Genomic DNA, 20,343 nt, shown 5'->3' with positions numbered 1-20,343 from the left:
GGCCGGTGGGCCGGGCCGCGGCGGCGGATCGGTCGGGTAATCTGCGGCCTCACCTCCCTTCCGGCCGGACCAGTGCCGGCCCGGGAGGCAGCATGGCGACCAGCGCGGGGGGCATGACCACCGCCTGGTTGAGGGAGTAGCCCAGGGTGGCGACGTCGCCGCCCATGATCGGGTAGGCGATCCCCCGCTCGTTGACCAGCAGGCCCTGCTGCCGCCACCGGTCGGTGTCGGCGTTCGCCGGGGGCATCAGCAACGCTCCCCCGCCCGACGGCACCCGCACCGTCACGGTGGTCTTCCCGCCGCTGCCGCCGGTCGGCATGCCGGTTCCGCTGGCCAGGACGACCGTGGGTTTCTCGTCGGCCTGCCCCGCGTACTCCACGCAGACCACGGCGTCCTCGGGCATGGACGGTGGCACTGGTGGGGTGGCCGGCAGCGTGGTCAGCGGGCGCACCGGGCTGCGCTGACCGGCGGCGGCCAGATCGGCCGGGGTGATGGCGGTCTCCCTGGCCCCGCCCGGCGTGGCCCGCTGCAACCGGTACTCGGTCTCGGTCAGCGGGGCCAGCCCGTCGGTGGTCATCAGGTAGTGGTTGACCGTGCCGTTGCCCAGGTCCACGCCGAACATCTGGCCGATCGACGTCGGCCGGCCGGCCACCCTCGGCCCGGCGCCGCCGGCCCGAGCCACCTTCGGCGGGCCGACCGTGCCGCCCAGCGGGATCGACTCCAGCCAGGCGGTCGCCACCGGCACGGGAGCGAGCAGCCCCAGCCCCAGCACGTCGGCCATCCACGGCTGGGGAAGGAGCAGCCGTCGCCCGCCCCACAGCAGGTAGGTTTTGCCGCCTGCGGTGACCGGCAGCGCATGCCCGTCGCCGAGCGGACCGGGGGCCGCCGGCACGTCGACGTCCAGGACGATCCGGCCGGTGTCCCGGCTACAGGCCCGCCACACGCCCTGGTTGACCCGGTTGGCCGCGGGCAGCACCTGCGGCCCGGTCGGGGTACCCACCGGCGGGCCCTGCGGCACCTTGGCGAGCTTGGACGAGGACACGGTGACCGGGGTGAGTCGACCGCCGGCCAGCAGGGTGGCCGTCGCCACGTCGTTGACCAGGCGCAGTTGGCCGTCGACCAGCACGTACCGCGCCCCGGTCGAGGCGTCCACCACCAGCATCCGTGGCTGCTGCCAACTGGTCGAGCCCGATCCCGGCAACAGCGCCCAGATCGCGACCCCACCCAGCAGCAGGATCCCGAGCACGAGACCGACGATCGTGCCGGTGTGGTCCCGGCGGGTCGGTGACTCGGCGATCTCCGGCTCGGCCCGCACCAGCGCACCGGTCACCCGGGCCATCATGTACCGCTGGGCGTCCACCTGGTCACGACGCGACGACATGTCAACCCACCCGCGCCCGAATCACGTCGATCAGGCCGGTGATGACCACGACGGTCGGCCCCAGGGCGGCCACCATCGCGGTGTGCGCCAGGTCGCCCATCCGGCCCCAGATCGGGTTGAACCGCCGGCCGACCGGAATCCGCGCGGCCACCCCGCACGCCACGGCCAGGAGCAGGCAGCAGCCGATGGCCAGTTGGGCGGCGAGCTGACTCCGGTCCGTGGGCGCGGTCAGGCACCAGGTCGCCATGGCGACCAACGCCGGACCGGCCAGCGCCACCCGGTGCCAGGTGCTCGTCATCGGGCGGGTGACCAGGATCTGGGCGACGGCGGCCAGCCAGGCGGCCAGCGGTGCGGCCCAGCCGGGTGCCGCCGCCAGCCACACCATCGCGGCCCCGGAGACCAGTCCGAGTGCCGCGTACAGGGCGGTCATGAACTGGTCGGCGGCGGCGGCCCGGGTGAGCACCCCGGCGGCCGGTTCCGGGTCAATGTCCTTCTGCAGGTCCGCCGGTTCGACGGGCATCTCCGGCAGCGCGAACCCGGCGAGTTTGAAGGCGGCCGACGGTACCGCCGGGCGCAGCGCCGTGGTGACGACGACCGTGATCGCGGCGATCGTGGTCCAGTCCAGCGTGGCCCTGGTGTGCAGTGCGAGCGCGGCGACGACCAGCAGCCATGCCGCCAGCAGGCCGACGGTGACCTGCCGCCAGCCGGTGCGCGGGAAGACGAACGCGGCCACCAGCAACGCGGCGACGGTGCCGGCGGTGGCACCCAAGAAGATCAACCGGGGTACGGAGGCACCGGCGACCGCCTCCAGCGCGGCGACCACCGTACCGACCACACAGGCGGCCCCCAGGACGCCGGCCGTGGCCCGGTCGGCCAGCTTGCGTACCACCGCGAAGCCCGCGACGAAGCACATCGCCGCCATCGCCGCGAGCAGCAGCGGATTCCGGGACTCGGCCGGCCACATCCGCGCGGCGGCCAGCCAGGCGGCCAGCCAGGCGGCCAACAGCAGCAGGGCGGTGACCCGCGTGGTCTGCGGACGCCACAGCCCGGACCGCTTGCGGATGCCGGCCGAGACGCCGTCGACCAGGTCGTCGTAGGCCAGCGGCGGGATCTGGTCGGTACGCGGGCGTACGTGCACGACCTCGCCGTCGAGCAGGTCGAGATCGCCTACGGTGCGCGACTCGTCGAAGGCCGGTTCACCCAGCCGCTGCACGATCCAGCCGCTGTGCTCCAGCCCACGATCGGCGAGGTCCGGTCCCAGCGCGCTCAGCAGGGCCGGCATCATGTCGGCCAACGGGATGTGGGTGGGCAGACTCACGTCGACCTGACTGGTCGGTCCGACGACCAGCAGTCGGCAGAGTTCCCCGCGCTCGGCGCTCATATCCCGAACACGCCTGCACTGTCGCTGGGGTTCACGACTTTTTAATCCTCCCGCGGGTGGGTTCGCGCGGTGGCCGCGCGAGCTGTAGACCCTGTCCGCCAAGACCCGGTCGGGTCGGGTGCGGGGTCGACCACCGGCGGACCGGGGAACCCGGATACGGGCCGGGACCCGGGCGAACCGCGACTGTCGCCACGCTGCCCGCCGGTCGTCGGCATCGCCAGGGGCCGGGAGGCCGGACCACTCGCGCAAGGGCTGCGCGCGCATCCCGGCGTAGTTACTGGTGGGTGCCGCCGTCGATGCGGATCTCTGTGCCGGTGATGAAGGCTCCGTCGTCGGAGGCGAGCATCGCGACGACTCCTGCGACGGTCTCCGGTGCGGCGTGATTCTGTCCGAGTGCGGGTGTGAGTTTGCGGAGCAGGGTGTAGTCGATGTCGGAGGGCACGAGCCTGGTGAAGTTGTTGGTGATGCCGCTGCTGATGCTGCCGGGTGCGATGTTGACGGCGCGTAGGCCCTGCTTGGCGTATTCGCCGGCGATGGCGTGGGTGAACGCCTCGATGCCGCCTTTGCTGGCCGAGTATGCGGCCATGAACGGATGCGAGAACGAGGCGGAGGTCGAACTGAAGTTGACGATCACGCCGCGGCCGGTGTCCAGCAGTGCGGGTAGGGCGGTTCGGGTGACCAGGAAGGTGCCGGTCAGGTTGACGGCGATGATGTGGTTCCACAGTTCGAGGCTGCAGTCGTGGGTGTGCGCGCCGCGCAGTATCCCGGCGGCGTTGACGAGGACGTCGAGGCGGCCCAGGTCGGTGATGGCGCGGCCGACGACGTCCTGCACGGCGGTCTCGTCAGCGATGTCGAGCACCGTGGTGCTCAGCCGCGGCGCCGTGCCGGCGTTGTCGGCGCGGGCCTGGGTGTCGGTGAGTCCGTCGGTGGAGATGTCGGCGGCGAGCACGGTGGCGCCTTCGTCGAGCAGGCGCAGGACGGTGGCTTGGCCGATGCCGGATCCACCGCCGGTGACGATGGCGGTACGTCCGTCGAACCGGTTCATGAGGGGTCCTCTCTGATAAACGGCGATGCAATTCAGGACCCCGGAGCCGGATCCGGGAGGGCCACGACCGAGGGCCACCGGCCCGGCTGGCGGTCACCGAGGGGATCAGCCGCACGGCCGGGGTCATCATCTGCGTGGCGACGGTGATGGCAGCCGTGTTCGCGCTCTTCGCCACGCTGCCTGTGTGGCCGCTCTGCCATCAAGGGCGAACCCACCCGAACCCGCCACCGGATCTCGTAGATGAGCTGCCGTTTACTGCACTTCGGCGGCCGACCTCGCTGCTTGTTCCTCGACAGCAGGGGCGCAGACGGCGCCCACCATGCGTCGGTCAGGTCGTGCCGCCCCGTACCGGCATGGTGGTCCGGTTTCAGGTTCTGGTTGGTCGCTGAACCACGGCCGCGTCCAGTTGCCGCAACTGGACGCGGCCAGCGCCAGGTCACGCACCGTCTGGAGAAGGGACCCGCTTCTCGTAGGTCACAATGGCACTGGCCGGAGTTACCGCTCGATCCGTCCGAGTGGGGCCATCGGCATTTGGACCCTCTGGGCCCTGCCGTACAGCAGGCCGTCCCCTGCAGCCCAACTGCCGGCCTGCACGGCGTTGTCGTCTTCGGTCGTGGTGGTCAGTTGCGCGTATTGCTCCATGTTCAGGTTGAGCATGTTCAGGCCGTGCTGGACCTTCTGGAAGCCGGCCAGCCACTGCTGGACGGCCTCAAGGAACCGAGGCACGGCCACGTCGCTCTGCCACGAGTTTTGCAGCGCTATGCCTGCGGCTTGGACATTCGCGCTGCTGTTCTTGGCCTCGGTCTGGGCCTGGGCGAACGCCATGACCATGCCGGTGATGGTCGCCTCATCGGCGACGATCGGGAGTGTGATGCCTCGCGCGTCGTACCCGTACTGATTCTCTGCCATGACTCTCCTTGTTCGTCATCCGGCGCGCGTCGCCGGAAGGCGGGTGATGTGAGCGCTCAGGCCGAATGTCTTCCGCTGGGCCGGCAGCGGGAAGACGTCCATCTGACGGTCACTCTTTGTAAAGCACCCGCGACAGACCCGGGGAGAGGCTGTTGCCAGGCCCAACTGCCGGCCTGCATGGCGTTGTCGTCTTCGGTCGTCGTGGTCAGTCGCGAGTACTGCTGCATGCTCTGGTTGAGCATGTTCAGGCCCTGCTGGACCTTCTGGAAGCCGGCCACCCAGTTGCCGATGGCCTCCAGGAACTTCGGCGCGGCCAGGTCGCTCGACCACGAGGCGGTCAGCGCCTGGCTCGCGGCCACGACGTTCGAGTGGCTGTTCCTGGCCTCGGTCTGGGCCTGAGCGAACGCCATGACCATGCCGGTGATGGTCGCCTCGTCGGCCATCAGGCCGAACTCGCCGCCCACGACCCCTCTGTTGGGGGTTGCCATAATGACTCTCCTTTTCTGTCATCCGGCTGCTGCCGCCGGAAGGTCCGTGACGTGGTCGCGCCCGCCGCGTCCGTCCGGTGGGTCGGGCCGCGGCGGCAGCAGCCGGGCCGGGACCGTGCGCTCGCCGAGGAACCAGTACTCCCGGCCTGCGGTGACCTTCGGTCCGGCTCCGCCACCGTCGCCGGAGCGGGTACCGGAACCGAACCAGGTGGCCGGTGTCGCGGCACGATCCAGCAGCGCCTCCGCCTCGGGCGGCAGCACCACCACGTCGAGGGTCCGGTCCTGGTTGCGTCGCCGATCGGTGACCGACGTGACCGGGCCGAGGTCGACGGACAGGTACCCGAAGGCGAGCAGCACCGCGGTCCACGCGGTGTCCGGCTCGGGCAGCCCGCGGACCAGCGGAGCGACCGCGGTGAGGCACAGGTCCCCGGAGCGCGACAGGTGCTGCCAGCGCAGCAGGTCCACGCAGGCGACCAGAGTCGGCAGCGGGTCCGGGTCGGGGCAGACGACCGGCGGCTGACCGTCGACCGGCGGCAGCCAGCTCAGCTCGCTGTGCCCGCGTACCGCCGGGGCCGGCTTGACCAGATCGGCCGCGCCGATGCCCAGCCGGGCCAGCAGCCAGTGGTGCACCCGCCCGGTACGCATCGCGGTGACCGCCCAGGTCCAGGAGGCCGGTTCCCCCCGCCACCCCGACGCCCCCGCGACCGGCGGGCCGGACCCGCCTTGCGGGTCCGACATGCGCAACGAATCCGACGTTGGCGGCGGGTCCGACGTGAGCGGCGGGTCCGACCCGGCCGGCTGGGAGGCGCCGACGGCGTACAGGTCGCGCGGGTCGCGCAGGTAGTTGTACCGCGCGCCCTCCAGCCACAACGCCAGCGCGGGATGCCCCGCCGGGGCCAGGATGACGTCGTTGAGGACGATCTCGTCGGTGAGCGCGTGCAGCGTGAACCCGTGCGTCGACGCGGCGACCCGGTCGAACAGCTCCGGCAACCGGGCCGGCCCGTCGGCCTCCGGCGGCCCGTGCCACCGGCCACGGAACAGCCGGTACCCACCGCCCGGCGGGCCCTCGGCACCCTGGCTCGCCGAGCTGTCGGCCCGCTCGTCCGGCGGGAGCGCGGTGGCCGGAAGGAAGTGCAGGTCACCGTCGGCGTACAGGCCGCCGAACCGGTGCACCACCTCGACCCGCAGGTGGTCGCTGGCCGCCGCGAAACCCTGCGGCAGCCCCCGGTTCAGCTCCAGGGCGTACGGGCTGTGCAGGGTCATCGGCGCGTTCGCGTGGAACAGTTCGGCCACGCTCACCAGGTGGATGCCGTGGGTGTCGGCCCAGGTCAGCAGGGCGCGTACCGGGGCCAGCGGATCGGGCCGGCCGGCCGGGGCGGGCGGGGTGGCGCGGGCCGCGTCGAAGCGGGCCCGCGGGATGTCCGTCCACAGCACGAAGTCGACCTGGCCGGCGTAGCTGTCGGCCGCCGCGCCGTAGTTGGCCCAGAAGCCGTTCGACTCGGGCAGCGGCCGGCCGAGCCAGATGCCGTGCACGACGTGCGGAATGGTGGTGGTGTCGGGCAGCGGCGGCGTGTGCTCCGGTTGGCCCCAGAGCCGGGCGACCCCGTCGCGCCGGAACGTGCTGACCCGGCCGGCGTCGGCGGCCAGGGCCGCAGGCGTCAGCTCGGCGGCGCTCGGCGCCGGACGCGTCATGCTCACCCGCCGCAACAGCGGCGCGACCAGGTGCGGGGGCAGACGGCGTAGGTCGGTGCCGGCGAGGAACTCCGGTGCCCGCGACAGCCGGCGGGAGCCGAAGATGTCGCCGCCGATCCAGCGGCGCGCCAGGTTCTCCTCGGCCGCCCAGGTGTACAGGGCGGGGTAGGTCATCCGGCGCAGCCAGTCCAGCAGCCCCGTGTCGCAGGGCCATGCGGTCGGCGCGGCGGACGGTCCGGGCAGGCAGGCCAGGGCCCGCAGCCGCCGGGCCAGTTCCTCGGCCGCCGCGTACGCCGCAGCGGGTTCGGCCGCCGTAGCGGGCTCGGCGGGCTCGGCCGCCACGGCGGTACGGGCCGGCTCGGCGGGCTGGGCCGGTGGGGTGGGCGTACGGCGCGGGCGGGTGGCGGTGCGGGTCATCGGCCGGCCCCGGTGGGCACGGGCGCGGGTACCAGTGCCGTCTGGATCAGCCGGCTGCCACGCCGGGTGCACAGCAGCGCCCGGCCCGGCAGCAGCGGACGCGGCCTGGTGTTACCCAGCAGCGGGCCTTCCGTCGGCGGGCAGGACAGCGCCACGTCCGGAGTGTTCAGTTCCTGGATGCGCCGCAGCAGCGGGTCCATCGACAGCCGCATCGCCCCGGCCGCGGCCCGCGCGACGACCACGTGCAGGCCGATGTCGCCACCCTGGGGCAGCAACGGGGTCAGGTGGGCCAACGGGTTGTCCGGCCCGGCGAGCAGTTCGTAGTCGTCGACCAGGACGTACAGTTCGGGGCCGGACCACCAGTCGCGGGCGCGTAGCTGCTCCGGCGTGATGTCGGGGCCGGGAATCCGCGGCCGGAGCCCGGCCAGCGCCTCGGCGGCGGTGTCCCGGGTGCTGTCCGGCGAGACCGAGTAGCCGAGCCGGTACTCGGCCGGTACGTCGTCGAAGAGCTGCCGCCGGTAGTCGACGGCCATGATGCGCGCCTGGGCCGGGGTGTGGCTGGCGACGATCGCGTGGGCGATGAGACGCAGCAGGTTCGTCTTGCCGCTCTCGGTGTCCCCCAGCACGGTCAGGTGCGGCATCGCCCGGAAGTCGTGCCACACCGGCGCGAGCTGGTCCTCGTCCACGCCGAGCGCGATGCGGGTGTCCTGCGGTGCCGGCAGCTCGGCCATCGGCAGCGAGGCCGGCAGGGTGCGTACCGCGGGGGCACGTTCCCCGGCCCAGTTGTCCGCCACCGCGGACACCAGGTGCGCGGTGGCCGCGGCGAGCCCGTCGGCCGACTGGACGCCGTCGATGCGCGGCAGCGCGCCGAGGAAGTGCAGCTTCGCGTCGGTCAGCCCATGCCCCGGCCGGCGGGGCACCTGGGCCGCCGCACGCAGGTCGATCCCGGACTCCACCGGGTCGCCCAGGCGCAGTTCGAGACGGGTCCCGATCTTGTCCCGCATCGACATGTGCAGCTCCGACCAGCGGCCCATGGTGATCATCACGTGGATCCCGTAGTTCAGGCCACGGGCCGCGATGTCCCGGGCCATCTCCTCGGCCGGCTCGAACTCCTGGCGCAGCACGAACCACCCGTCCACGACCAGGAACACGTCGCCGAACCGGTCCTCCGGGATGCGACCGTCGGCCTGCGCCTGCCGGTAGGCGTCCCGGCCGTGGATGCCCAGATCAGCGCAGCGCCGTTCCCGCTCGACGAGGATCGAGCGGACCTCGGCCACCGTGCGGCCCACCCGCTCCGGTTCGTGCCGGCCGGCGACCCCGCCGATGTGCGGCAGGCCGGTCAGCCCGGCCAGCGAACCGCCGCCGAAGTCGAGGCAGTAGAACTGCACCTGTCGCGGCGAGTGGGTCAGGGCCAGCCCGCACACCAGCGACCGCAGCAGGGTGCTCTTGCCGCTCTGCGGTCCGCCGGCCACGCCCACGTGCCCGCCGACCCCGGCCAGGTCCACCACGAGCAGGTCGCGCATCTGCTCGAACGGCTTGTCGATGAGACCGACCGGCACCTGCAGGTACCCCTGCTGGCCGGCGTCGATCGGACGCAGCCCGTGCTCCGGGTCGGGCAGCAGCGGCGGCAGCACGTCGTCCAGGGTCGGCGCGTCCTCCAGTGGCGACATCCACACCTGGTGTGCCGGCGGACCCTGGTCGACCAGTCGGTCCACCAGCGCGTGCAGCACGGTGGTGCCGGTGTCGGTCGACTCGTCCGGCGCCGGGTCCGAGGGCGGGCGCGGTGCCGGGACGGCGGGTGCGGCGGCCCCGGCGGTGAACGGGACCACCTGGCTGGCGATCACCTCGCGGTGCAGCCCGGTGCTGCGTACCCGGTGCGGGCCGGACACGTACGCGGCCCGGAACCGGGTGATGCTGGTGACACTGGAGCGCAGGTATCCGTTGCCCGGATCGCCCGGCAGCTCGTACGCGTCGGGTACGCCGATGACGGCCCGCGACTCCATCGCGGAGAAGGTACGCAGCCCGATGCGGTACGACAGGTGGCCCTCGAGCTGGTGGATGCGCCCGTCCTCCAGGCGCTGCGAGGCCAGCAGCAGGTGCACCGCGAGCGAGCGGCCGAGCCGGCCGATCATCACGAACAGCTGGATGAACTCGGGGTTGGCCGCGATCAGCTCGCTGAACTCGTCCACCACCACGAAGAGGGTGGGCAGCGGGTCGAGTTCGGCGCCCTGGGCACGGGCCTTCTCGTAGTCGCGTGCCGAGGTGAAGTTGCCGGCGCTGCGCAGCAGTTCCTGCCGGCGTACCAGTTCGCCCTGGAGGGTGGTCTGCATCCGGTCGACCAGCGCGGCCTCGTCGGCCAGGTTGGTGATGAGCGCGGAGACGTGCGGCAGCCGGTCCAGCCCGACGAAGGTGGCGCCGCCCTTGAAGTCCACCAGCACGAAGTTGAGGGTCTCCGAGGAGTGCGTGGCCGCCAGGGCCAGGACCAGGGTGCGCAGCAGTTCGCTCTTGCCCGATCCGGTGGCGCCGATGAGCATGCCGTGCGGCCCCATCCCGCCCTCGGCGGACTCCTTGATGTCCAGCTCGATCGGGGAGCCGTCGGCGGCCACCCCGATGGGCACCCGCAGCCGGTCGGCGGGCGAGCGTGCCTCCCACCGGGCACGCGGGTCGAAGGTGTCCAGGTCGGGGATGTCCAGCAGGTCCGGCAGGTCGAGGACGGCGCTGAGCCCGCTGGCCGGCTGCTCGCCGGTGACCTTGGTGGCGTGCCGGGCCATGATCCGGGCCAGCGTCCGCAGCCGGGGCAGGTCCAGGTGGTCGGGTGCGGCGAGCCGGGTACGCACCTCCCGGCCCACGTGGTCCTTCTCGATCATGTCCACGTCGGTCGCGGACACCTCCAGGTTGAGCACGTTGTCCCCGTCGGCGAGGCCACGACCGTCGAAGTCGACGAGGACGGCGTTGCGGTACCCGGAGACGGTCAGCCGGGTGCCCGGCGGGATGACGCCACCGTCGCAGACCACCACGACGAACGGCTCCTCGCGGGAGGGCTGGGCGTCGTCGTCGTACCGGGAGCGGCCCGCGAACTCCGCGCCCAGCAGCCGCTCCACCTCTTCCAGCGTGGTGCCGAACAGCCGTACCGGCCCGGCCACGTCGACGTCGGTGGCATGCTTGGCGTGCGGCAGCCACTTGGCCCACTCCCACCGCTCGGCCTGCTCGGGGCCGACGCAGAGGGCCAGCCGCAGCTCGTCCGGGGCGTGGAAGGTGGCCAACTGGGCGAGCATGGCGCGCACCATGCCCCGCGCCACGTCCCGGTCGCCACTGATCCGCACGTGCGCGAAGCCGGGCAGGCACAGCGCGACGGGCTGGTCGGGCACGGTCGTGTAGGCCTTGATGAACCGGCGCAACGCCTTGGCGCACACCGGTTCCAGGTCCTCCACCGGCTTGGTGTCCAGCGGGGTCATCCGTACCGCGAGCCGCTGGGCGCCGGTACCGACCCGGATCTCGCCGAAGTCCGGATGCGTCGGCCGGCGCTCCCACAGCCGGCTGGTCATCGCCAGCGACCACAGCGACTCCGGGTCGGGGTGCCGCCAGGCCAGCGCGTCCCGCTGTTCCGCCGCGTACTGGCGGACCTGCGCCCTGGTCTGGGACAGGTAGCGGAAGTAGTCGCGCCGGTCGCCGTTGATCTGCTGCTTGCGGTTGCCGGTGTTCATCGTCATCTGGAACACGGCCATGCCCAGCATGCCGCCGCCCATCATGACCAGCATGACCATGCCCATCGGGCCTCTGAGCGAGTTGCTCATCATCATGAACATGAACCCGCCGGTCATCAGCAGGCTCGGCAGGATCATCCCGAGCGAGCGGAACCCGGCGGGCTGGACCTCCGGGACGACCGGCGGCTCCTGCAGGGTGATCTCGCCGTGCGGCAGCTCGGGTCCGTTGCGGCGGGCCGGCCGCCGGAAAGGTCTGGTGCTCACATCCACTACACGGCTGCGAGCCGGAAAGGGTTGACCGGTACCGGGATCGATGCTGTTCGCACCGCGCGATTCCGGCAACGCCGTCGGCCGGACCTGGCGAGCCGGGGCCCGCGGCGATCAGAAGGACCGTCTCCGCAGGGGAGTTCCCGCCGACCCCGGCCGACTGTACGACCGCAGCCTCTCCGACGTCGCATCCGCGCCGTCCATCGACGGGAGCACCGGCATGCCCGGCAGCCCGTGCAGGTTGACGTCGACGGCGAAGGGCTCCCCGCCCACTCCCTCCTCCGGGGCACCCGCCGACGCCGGCCGGGTGAGCAGCAGCTTCAGGTCGTCGTGTCCACGGTCACCGGTCCAGTACACGTCCTTCGTCGCGATCAACCGCTGGAATTCGTTGCCGCACCGGACGATGGCACCCGCCTCCACCGAGACGTTCGGCCGCCAGACGCCGTCCCCACGGTGGTGTTCGAACCGCAGCCTCCAGCGCCGCCCACTCGCGGACGCCGACGTCCCGACCTCCAGTTCGAGCGTCTTCTGGACGTCGCCGGAGAACACCAGCCGCTGCGCGTAGAGGGACTCCTTGCCCACCACCGTGATCCGCCACGTACCGCTCATACTCACTGCCGGCATCTCCGGGCACCTTCTCTCGTCGCTACTGGGTCAGGCGGCCAGGGCTGCCCGTACGTCGGCCGCGTACAGCTGGCGCATGTCGTCGACCGTCGGTGCGGTCGCGCGGCGCAGCCGGTTGGCCTGCTTGGTGATGGTGCGTTCGAGCAGCTGGCGGGCGTACCGGCCGTTGCCGAAGGTCTCGTCCCGGGTCAGGCTGTCGAAGTGCTCGGACAGCACCGGGAGGCAGTCGTTGCTGAAGTCGAAGCCGCTGTCGCGGGCCAGCGTCTGCACGATGGACACCAGTTCCGAGGAGGTGTACGACTCGAACGGGACCTGCCGGCTGAACCGGGAGGCCAGCCCGACGTTGTTGGCCAGGAACCGGCGCATGTCCCCGGTGTACCCGGCCGCGATCACCACGATGTCGTCCCGATGGTCCTCCATCAGCTTCACCAGCGTGTCGATGGCTTCCCGACCGAAGTCGTTGCCCTGGCCGGCCAGCGCGTACGCCTCGTCGATGAACAGCACGCCGCCGCGCGCCCGGTTGAACACGTCGGTGGTCTTGACGGCGGTGTGCCCGACGTACTCGCCGACCAGGTCGGCCCGGCTGACCTCGACGAGCTGCCCGGTGCGCAGCACACCCATTGCGTTGAGCAGCTGCCCGTACAGCCGGGCCACGCTGGTCTTGCCAGTGCCGGGCGCCCCGGCGAAGACCAGGTGCCGGGAGATCGTCGGAGCGGGCAGACCGGCCCGGGTCCGGGCCTCGGTGGAGGCGATCAGGTCGATGACGTCGGTCACCTCGCGCTTGACCGCGTCCAGGCCGACCATCGCGTTCAGCTTTCCGAGCAGGTCCTGGACGGCCTGCGCCACGCCGGCCGCCGCCGACGGCGCAGCCGCCTGTTCGCCCAGGTCCTCCGGCAGCAGCCGGGCCAGTTCGAGGTCCGGGGCCTGCGGGTTGTTCGACAGCCGGTACGCCTGACGCCCCAGCATGTCCTCGAAGACCTGGCGCGCCACCCGGGCGTTGCCGAAGGTCTCGTTGCGGGGCATGTCGCTGAAGTGGCGCACCAGGGCCTGCCGCGTCTCGTACTCCAGCGCGTAGTGGTGGGCGCGGCAGAGCCGCTCGACGATCTCGGCGAGTTCGTCGTCGGAGTAGCTGTCGAACTGGATGGTACGGGCGAAGCGGGACTCCAGACCCGGGTTGGCGGCCAGGAAGGTACGCATGTTCGGGGTGTACCCGGCGACCACCACGACCACCTCGTCCCGGTGGTCCTCCATCAGCTTGACCAGGGTGTCGATGGCCTCCCGGCCGAAGTCGTGGCCGCTGCCCCCGCCGGTCGAGAGCGTGTACGCCTCGTCGATGAAGAGCACCCCGCCCAGGGCTTCCTCGAACCGGGCGGTGGTCTTCACCGCGGTGCCGCCGACATGCTCGGCGACCAGGTCGCTGCGGGACACCTCGACCAGTTGCCCGCTGGCGAGCACCCCGAGGGTGGCCAGGATCCGGGCGAAGATGCGGGCCACGGTGGTCTTACCGGTGCCGGGCGGCCCGGCGAAGACCAGGTGCCGGGACATGGGCGGTACGTGCAGTCCGGCCTCCCTGCGACGCTTGGCGATCTGGTTGAGCCCGACCAGGGTGGCCACCTCGTGCTTGACGCCGGCCAGGCCGACCAGTCCGTCCAGTTCGCGCAGCAGCGCGGCCACCGGCCCGTCCGCCTCCCCGCCGCCACCCGTCGCGCCGCCACTCGGCGGCCCGTCACCGGGATCGGGACCGCCGCCGGAGGGCACCGCCGGAGCGGGTGACCCGACGTCGGACGGCGCGGGGCCCGACGGGCGGGCACCGGACGGTTTCCCGGGCGGGGCGACGTCCGACCCGGCGCCTCCGGTCGGGGCGGAAGCGGACTTCGGGGCGTCGGCCCCCGGTGCGTCCGGCCGCCCGGCCCCGGGCGGCGGAAGGGAGATCGGGCGTCCGTTGTGGCCGGTGTCCACTCCTGACAACTCGACTGCGGCGGTCGGGCTCGGCGCGTCCACGGCGACGCCGCCGTTGCCGCGCACCACCCCGCCGTGGAGCCGCACCGGCGCGTCGGTCTCCACCGCGACACCCGGGCCCTGGTTGCCCACGATCTCGCAGTCCGTGGCGGTGACGGTGCTGCCGGCGCCGGCCCGGATCCCCGGGCCGTGACTGCCGCTGATCCGGCTGCGGGACAGGGTGGCCGCGCTGGGGCCGCCGGTCCGCACGCCCGCCCCACCCGACTCCTCCACGGCCATCGAGGACAGGGTGGGCCGGGCGTTCCCGGCCACCTCCACGCCGATCCGGCAGCCGGTGATCCGGGAGTTGGACAGCACGGTGGTCGCGCTGTCGGCGAGCTTCGCCCCGGCGGTCCGCGCCCCGGTGACCTGGCCGTTGGAGAACCGGCCGGCTCCGCCGGTCGCGTGCAGGCCGTAGCGGATGCCCTCGATGGTCAGGCCGTGCAGGTGCGGGGCGGCTTCCTGCTCGATCGCCACGCCGATGGGGACGTCGCGGACCCCGACCCCGTCCAGCCGCGCCTTCGACCGGCCAGTCAGGAACACCCCAGCGTCGGCGCAGTCCGCCACGGTACCCCCGGTGAGGTGCGGCGTCGCCGTGCCGTTGACCACCACCCCGGCCGCGCCGCAGTCACGCACCTCGCAGTTGGTCAGCGTCGGCGCGGAGGTGTCCCGGCAGTCGAGGCCGTGGCCCCGGGCCCGGGTGACGCGCGTGTCGGAGAGCGCGGGCGCCGCCTGCCCCATGGTCACCACGGCGTGCACCCGGGCGTCCCGGATCTCGCAGCGCTCCAGCACCGGGGTCGCCCTGTCGCTGACGAGCAGCCCGACCTCGCCGCCGGACACCGTGGTCCCGGTCAGGTACGGCCGGGCGGTCTGCTGCGCGACGACGGCGTACTGGCCGACCTCGTCGATGCGGCAGTCCTCCAGGCGCGGGGCGCTGGCGCCCACGGCCAGGAGCGCCGCCTCCCCGATCCCGGTGAACGTGCAGTCCCGGAACACCGGGGCGCTCGACCCGGCCGTCATGATCGCGCACTTGGCGATGCCGCTCATCCGTACGCGGGTGTACTCGCCCGTGCCGGCCTCGTGGACCACGCCGGCCCCGCCGGAGTTGCTGATCGCGCCGCCGCGCATCTCCACGGTGCCCCCGCGCACGTGGATCGCGGCCGCCGCCGTGGCGTCGACGGTGCACGCCTCCAGACGGACCCGGCCGGCCGCCACCTGGAGCAGCGGCATCCGCTCGTCGCTGCCACGGATGGCGATGTCCTGGATCAGGATCTCGCCCCCGGCGGCCAGGATGGCCCCGCCCGGGGGCACCTCGATGGTGACGGTGCCCGGTCCGTCCTCGGCGACCAGGACAACGTTCCGGCGGAACAGCGGCGCCTCGCGGTACACGCCAGGGCGTACCGCGACGGTGTCGCCGGGCGCCGCCGACTCCAGTGCCCGGGAGATGTCGGTGAGGCATCCGGTGTCCCTGGCCGACACCGACAGCACGCTGGTGGTCACGAGTTCGCTCCTTGCTCACTGTCGCCGCCGGGGGTGTTGCCGCCGGGAATGGTGCCGGCGCGGGGCGGGCCGGGCCGGGCCGGGCCGCCGGGGTCGGACCGGAGGAAGCCGGAGATCGTCTCCTCGTACATCACGCGCCGCCCGGTCCGGGTTCGAGCGCGAACGGGCGGTCGCCGGCCGCGAAGCCGAGCGGCCACGGCAGCGGCGCGGGCGCCGCGCGTTGCGGCTGGGCGGCGAGCGCGTCGCGCAGCTTGCCGGCCACCCGCTCGTCGAGTGCGCCGTCGCGGTGCCCGGAGACGACCTCCCGCAGCAGCACGTACGGCGCGCCGTCCGGCCCCTCGTCGACGCCGAGCACCGCGAAGCGGGAACCGGCGGCGAACATCGCCCGCCCGGCTCGGACACCAGGCCCGTCCGCGATTCCCAGTTGGTCCAGCCGCCGCGCGGTGGCCGACCAGATCGCGTACCGGCCCGCGTCGCCCTCGGTGCCACCGTGGCACGACACCGTGGTGAACGCCGGCTCCACCACCAGGTCCCCGGCCCGGTACCGGCCGACGTTGAGTCCGGCGGGTACCGCGGCGAAGACGGGTCCCCCGACGGCCGGCAGTTGTTCCAGACCGGCGCGGGCGCACCGGGCCAGCAACTGGACGTCCTCGTCGGGCGTGCCTCCACCGCGCAGCGCGTCGTTGACCCGCGCGCCCACCCCGTCGAGCAGAGCCAGCACCGTGACCAGCCCGGCCATCACGTCGTGCGCGCCGACCGCACTGCGCAGCCCCGGGTGCAGCGACAGCGCCCGGGCCACCGTCCGGGAGTGGGCCTGGAACTTCCAGCCCAGCACGGTACGCAGCCGCTCCCGGTCCGCCTCGTCGGTGCGGGCCCGTACCCCGAACCACGCCGCGCCCCGGTTGGCGGGTGACGCCGGCGGAGGACCGCCGCCCGCGCCGTTCGCCGGGGCATCGGTGCTCTCCGGGCCGGTCGTCGGAGCGTCCGTGGCTTCCGGCATGGCCGCAGCCGGCACGGATCCCGTCAGGGTGGCCGCAGCCGGCACGGATGCCGTCAGGGTGGCCGCAGCCGGCACGGACACGGTGGGGCTGGCGGCGTCCGGGTCGGCGGTCAGCGGCCGGCAGGTGTCCAGCTCCAGCCGGGGCACGTCGAATTCCGTCAGCGCCATGCGCTGGACGCTGAGGTCGGGCCGGGGCAGCTCGATCACCGGAAGCGCCAGGCTGTGCGCCTCGAACGCCGCTTCCACCGGCGAGGGCAGCTCGGGCCCGGATTCCGGTGCCGCAGCGGGTGACGTGGCCTCTGCCGGGTCGGCGGGCGACGGGGCGGTCCCCGGATCGGGGGTCGCGGGGGACGGCACCAGGGACGACGGCTGGTGGTTGCGGCCCGGCACCCGGCCGGTCGGGGTGGGACGGACGCGTACCGGTCCCAGCGGGGGCAGCACGTTGCCCGCCGGCTCCGGTTCGTCCCCGCCGCCCGGACGCCAGCACCAGAACAGCCCGTTCGCGGAGGCGCGCCCGAAGGTGAAGCGGATCCCGGAGTCCGAGGCGTAGACCGGTGCCCCCAGGTCGGCCGCGAGCTGGTGCAGCACCGGTCCGACCCCGTCGGCCGACGCGGACCGCTGGGTGACCAGCAGCACCGGCCGGCCCCGCCAGCGGGGGCAGTGCCAGATCGCCCGGGCCAGGTCGGCGGCGGCCACCGGCCGGCCGGCCAGCCGGAAGCCGGACCGGCCGGCCTCGACCGCGAGCGCGAACCAACCCGCCGGGCCGGGGGTGACCGATCCCGGTGCCTCCCACGGCCCCGGATCGAGCACCGGCACCCGCGCACCGGCGTCCGGCAGGATGCGCGCCACGGCGGCGCCCACCGCCTGCGACGCCTGTCGCAGGTACCGCGCCACGTGCTTCCCGACCGGTTCGCCCTGGGCCGGCGGCGACACCTTCCAGGACGACGGCAGGGGTGCCCGCTGCCGCAGGGCGAGCATTTCGGTCACGGCGACACCGGCCGGAGCGTACCGGCGTCCGGCCTTGCCTCGGGTGTCACGTCCGGCAGCTCCGGGTGGGCCGGCGCCAGGCCGTCGGGCGACGGGATGTCGGACGAGGGGGCGTCGGCCGGTGCCACCGGGTCGTCGTCGGCACCGGACGGCGACCAGACGACCGCCTCGGCGTCGGGCCGGCACAGGTGCACCAGGGCGCGGTGCACGGAGATCTCGTCCAGGGGCTCGTCGGGCTCATCCCCGGTCAGGTGCGCGGCCAACTGCGGATCCGGCGCCAGGCCGTAGTTCTCCAGGTAGTACGCGACCCCCTCGCTCCACAGCCAGATCCCGTCGGTACGCAGGTGCATCGGTACCACGTCGCCCCGGTCCGGGGCCAGGATGTCGGGCATCCCGGCGCTGCTCCACGCGATGACCACCCCCCCGCGCAGCGCGGCGAGCAGGTCGTCGCGTTCCGTGGGATCGGAGACCACCGGCCGGTTGCTGGCGAACCACGGGCCGCGTACCGGATCGACGCCGTCGAAGAGCCGGGCGGTGGCCACCGGCGCGGCCGGCCGTGCCGCCCACAGCAGGGCGCCGGACGAGCGGGCCAGGGTCTGGTAGTACGGCGCGTGCAGCCCGGCCCAGCAGACCTCGACCTGGGCCTCGGCGTCCCCGGCCTCGGCCATGATCTGCCGCAATTGGGCGCTGAGTGCGGGGAGGGTATCCATGGTGTCGTCGACGCTGACCACGGCCACGCGTACCGGGTCCTGCCAGGGCCGGGCGCTGGACGGCATCCGCCACGCCCGCCACACCGCGCGTACCGTCGGGATTGCCGACGCCGCGGCCACCAGCGCCCGGTCCGCCGGATCGAGGGCGTCGACCGGGTCGGCGGTGCGGTCCTGCGGGAGCGCCATCAACGCCAGGTCTTCCTGCTTGGTCGGCAGGTCGGACAGGAACTGCCACGGTGCCGGCGGGCGTTCCCCGCGCAGCTCCTCCAGCGCCAGGCCGAGGTCGATGTCCCCGCCGCTGAGTGCCAGTTCCTCGCGCAGCGCCGCGATCTCGTCGGCGTCCAGTTGCAGCGGCTGGGAGACCGCCTCGAAGGCGACCGCCTGTACGACGTCCAGCCGCCGGCCGGCGGCCAGCGCGTCCCGCGCGTCGGTCAGTACCCGGTCCGGCAGCGAGCCGGCCAACCGCAGCAGCAACGCGTGCATGCTCTCGTCACGGTCGGCGTCCCGTGTCGTCTCCGGTGCCACATCCAGGTCCGTGTCCACGTCCACGGTCACCGCCCTCCTTCACCCGCGTCCGGGGGTTCATCTGTGGCACGCCTCGTACGCCAGTAGGGTTCACTCCTGCCACGGGCCGGATACGACTACTTGTGCCGCCACCACGACTCGGTGCTGGCCCGGTCGTCCTTACGGAACTCCGTGCTGACCTGGCGGCCGTGCACGATCATCCCCGCGTACCAGGTACGGGCCACGTAGTTGAACGGCCCCATGTCGAGCGGGCCGGCCTCCCGGGCGTTGGTGACGCAGAAGTCGAACATGTCCCGACAGAATTCCAGCACCGTTTCCCGCCGACCGCCGGTGAGCCCGCAGTTGAGCAGCGGGATACCCCGGTTGTCGGACAGGAACTGCAACAGCTTGGCGCTGCCGCCGTGCTGATACACCATCCACGGAATGCACAGCGGCGCCGGCTCGTCGCCCACGTACAGTCGGTCGTCCATCTCCGGGAACGGATCGCGCAGCATCTCCACGTCGGTACCGTCGACGCACCACACCTGGTCGATCTCGGGGTGCTCGCGCAGGTAGCGCCACCAGCACAGCCAGCGGTGGAAGTACGGCGAGCTGACCTCCCCGCCCGGCGCCACCCGGACGTGCGTGACCAGGTCGGTGTCCGGCTCGTCGAGGCAGTCGTGCAGCACCACCAACCGCCGCCCGTGCCGTTCGACAGAGCGGCGCAACTCGGCCAGGTCGGCGTAGTTCGGTGTCCAGGTGGTGCCGCGCTGCGGGTCGGGCTGCGCGGTGAGGTACGTGGTCAGCACCACGTTCTGCGTCGCCGCCGCACCGACCGGGCGGGTGCGGAACTCGCGGTACTCGGCCGAGGTGTAGCTGGCCTCCGACCGGGTCTTGAGATTGCGCACCAGGGTGAAGCGCTCGATGTCGGACACGCTGGAGCCGACCCTGGTGCGTTCGTCGCAACTGAAGATGAGGTCTCCGCTGCCCACCACGTCAGCGAACCGGAACGAGGTCAGGCCGGCGTTGTAGATCCGGTTGGAGAGGTCCACGTGCTCGTACCCCCACCGGCCGTACCGGGTGTCGTACCCGCCCACCCGGTCCAGCACCCGCCGCTCGAAGTAGAGCATGCATCCGCGCGGATGGGTGTACGCCCGAAGCTGCGCGTCCCGGTAGATCTCCAGCGAGTCGGTCAGCCGGCCACGTGGGGTGTCGGTGAAGATGTACATCAGATGCGGCTCGGGATTGTCGATGTAGGGCCGCTCCCAGCCGTCCACGACCGGCCAGCAGTCGTCGTCGAACAGGAACAGGTGCGTACAGCCCCGCTCGAGCAGTAGTTCCAGGCACTTGTTCTTGGCCCGGGCGATACCGGCGTTGCTGTCGAAGCGAAACGTCGCCTCCTCCACCGGTTCGTCGCTGGCGTCGTCGACCACGACTATCGCGGCACCGCTGGGCGCATACTTGCGGATCGCCTCCAACGCGGTACGCAGCACGACGCCCCGGTTGTGCGTCGTAATCCCGATGCCCACCGCCGGGAAGTCCGTCTCCTCCATGCCCACCTCTTCGGTCGGGGCGCCACGGCGCCGTCCTCGGGCCGCCGCCCGGCCGCGGTACCGGCCGTCGCGGCGGCGCCGGACGACCGTCGCCGCCTGCCCGTGAGCGAGGTCGTCCACATGGGGCACGGCATCGCGGCACCGTCGGGTTCACCGGTCAGCACGCGAACGAGCGGTGGCGCG

The 20,343-nt window shown here is 72.9% G+C and carries 13 protein-coding genes and 1 pseudogene; all 14 read right to left on the bottom strand.

Annotation, left to right across the window (positions count from 1 at the left end; all coding sequences use genetic code 11):
• Positions 1 to 49: 49 nt before the first annotated feature.
• On the bottom strand, positions 50 to 1,381 hold the full coding sequence (gene eccB, locus ACGF5C_RS16145; protein ID WP_393302195.1) for a type VII secretion protein EccB: 1,332 nt from the start codon (positions 1,379 to 1,381) through the stop codon (positions 50 to 52).
• Position 1,382: 1 nt separating this feature from the next.
• Positions 1,383 to 2,762: a type VII secretion integral membrane protein EccD gene (gene eccD, locus ACGF5C_RS16140; RefSeq protein WP_393302191.1), complete on the bottom strand. Its 1,380-nt coding sequence runs from the start codon at positions 2,760 to 2,762 to the stop codon at positions 1,383 to 1,385.
• Positions 2,763 to 3,036: 274 nt separating this feature from the next.
• A complete protein-coding gene (locus ACGF5C_RS16135) occupies positions 3,037 to 3,807 on the bottom strand; it encodes an SDR family NAD(P)-dependent oxidoreductase (RefSeq protein ID WP_393302188.1) in 771 nt (256 codons plus the stop codon).
• Between the two features lie 203 nt (positions 3,808 to 4,010).
• Positions 4,011 to 4,178 (bottom strand): annotated as a pseudogene (locus ACGF5C_RS16130) (transposase); the annotation flags it as partial.
• Positions 4,179 to 4,302: 124 nt separating this feature from the next.
• Positions 4,303 to 4,716, bottom strand: a complete 414-nt coding sequence (locus ACGF5C_RS16125) for a hypothetical protein (protein WP_350680944.1) — start codon at positions 4,714 to 4,716, stop codon at positions 4,303 to 4,305.
• 56 nt (positions 4,717 to 4,772) lie between these two features.
• A complete protein-coding gene (locus tag ACGF5C_RS16120) occupies positions 4,773 to 5,204 on the bottom strand; it encodes a WXG100 family type VII secretion target (RefSeq protein ID WP_393302184.1) in 432 nt (143 codons plus the stop codon).
• An 18-nt stretch (positions 5,205 to 5,222) separates the two neighbouring features.
• On the bottom strand, positions 5,223 to 7,313 hold the full coding sequence (locus tag ACGF5C_RS16115) for a hypothetical protein (RefSeq protein WP_393302181.1): 2,091 nt from the start codon (positions 7,311 to 7,313) through the stop codon (positions 5,223 to 5,225).
• A complete protein-coding gene (gene eccCa / locus ACGF5C_RS16110) occupies positions 7,310 to 11,281 on the bottom strand; it encodes a type VII secretion protein EccCa (RefSeq protein WP_393302178.1) in 3,972 nt (1,323 codons plus the stop codon). Before eccCa ends, ACGF5C_RS16115 begins: the two co-directional genes overlap by 4 nt.
• Positions 11,282 to 11,398: 117 nt before the next feature.
• Complete coding sequence (locus ACGF5C_RS16105; protein WP_393302175.1) at positions 11,399 to 11,908, bottom strand: hypothetical protein; 510 nt, start codon at positions 11,906 to 11,908, stop codon at positions 11,399 to 11,401.
• Between the two features lie 30 nt (positions 11,909 to 11,938).
• Positions 11,939 to 15,406: a right-handed parallel beta-helix repeat-containing protein gene (locus ACGF5C_RS16100; RefSeq protein ID WP_393302172.1), complete on the bottom strand. Its 3,468-nt coding sequence runs from the start codon at positions 15,404 to 15,406 to the stop codon at positions 11,939 to 11,941.
• Entirely contained in the window at positions 15,403 to 15,537 is a 135-nt protein-coding gene (locus tag ACGF5C_RS16095; RefSeq protein ID WP_393302169.1) for a hypothetical protein, read from the bottom strand. The genes ACGF5C_RS16100 and ACGF5C_RS16095 overlap by 4 nt, the downstream gene beginning before the upstream one ends.
• The gene (locus ACGF5C_RS16090; protein WP_393302166.1) at positions 15,537 to 17,393 is read right to left on the bottom strand and encodes a hypothetical protein; all 1,857 of its coding nucleotides are present in this window, start codon (positions 17,391 to 17,393) and stop codon (positions 15,537 to 15,539) included. The genes ACGF5C_RS16095 and ACGF5C_RS16090 overlap by 1 nt, the downstream gene beginning before the upstream one ends.
• Entirely contained in the window at positions 17,390 to 18,658 is a 1,269-nt protein-coding gene (locus tag ACGF5C_RS16085) for a hypothetical protein (RefSeq protein ID WP_393302163.1), read from the bottom strand. Before ACGF5C_RS16085 ends, ACGF5C_RS16090 begins: the two co-directional genes overlap by 4 nt.
• Positions 18,659 to 18,744: 86 nt before the next feature.
• Positions 18,745 to 20,160 carry a glycosyltransferase family 2 protein gene (locus tag ACGF5C_RS16080; protein WP_393302160.1) on the bottom strand — a complete coding sequence of 472 codons (1,416 nt, stop codon included), beginning with the start codon at positions 20,158 to 20,160 and terminating at the stop codon, positions 18,745 to 18,747.
• Positions 20,161 to 20,343 lie beyond the last annotated feature (183 nt).

Source organism: Micromonospora sp. NPDC047620 (assembly GCF_043205005.1).
GTDB lineage: Bacteria > Actinomycetota > Actinomycetes > Mycobacteriales > Micromonosporaceae > Micromonospora.
The sequence above is the reverse complement of the archived record's forward strand: the minus strand, read 5'-3'. Positions and strand labels throughout refer to the sequence as shown.

Coding starts and splice junctions, on each gene's coding strand:
- ACGF5C_RS16135 (WP_393302188.1), bottom strand. CDS start 3,807: ATGAACCGGTTCGACGGACGTACCGCCATCGTCACCGGCGGTGGATCC.
- ACGF5C_RS16115 (WP_393302181.1), bottom strand. CDS start 7,313: ATGACCCGCACCGCCACCCGCCCGCGCCGTACGCCCACCCCACCGGCC.
- ACGF5C_RS16125 (WP_350680944.1), bottom strand. CDS start 4,716: ATGGCAGAGAATCAGTACGGGTACGACGCGCGAGGCATCACACTCCCG.
- eccD (WP_393302191.1), bottom strand. CDS start 2,762: ATGAGCGCCGAGCGCGGGGAACTCTGCCGACTGCTGGTCGTCGGACCG.
- ACGF5C_RS16120 (WP_393302184.1), bottom strand. CDS start 5,204: ATGGCAACCCCCAACAGAGGGGTCGTGGGCGGCGAGTTCGGCCTGATG.
- ACGF5C_RS16105 (WP_393302175.1), bottom strand. CDS start 11,908: ATGCCGGCAGTGAGTATGAGCGGTACGTGGCGGATCACGGTGGTGGGC.
- eccB (WP_393302195.1), bottom strand. CDS start 1,381: ATGTCGTCGCGTCGTGACCAGGTGGACGCCCAGCGGTACATGATGGCC.
- ACGF5C_RS16095 (WP_393302169.1), bottom strand. CDS start 15,537: ATGTACGAGGAGACGATCTCCGGCTTCCTCCGGTCCGACCCCGGCGGC.
- ACGF5C_RS16080 (WP_393302160.1), bottom strand. CDS start 20,160: ATGGAGGAGACGGACTTCCCGGCGGTGGGCATCGGGATTACGACGCAC.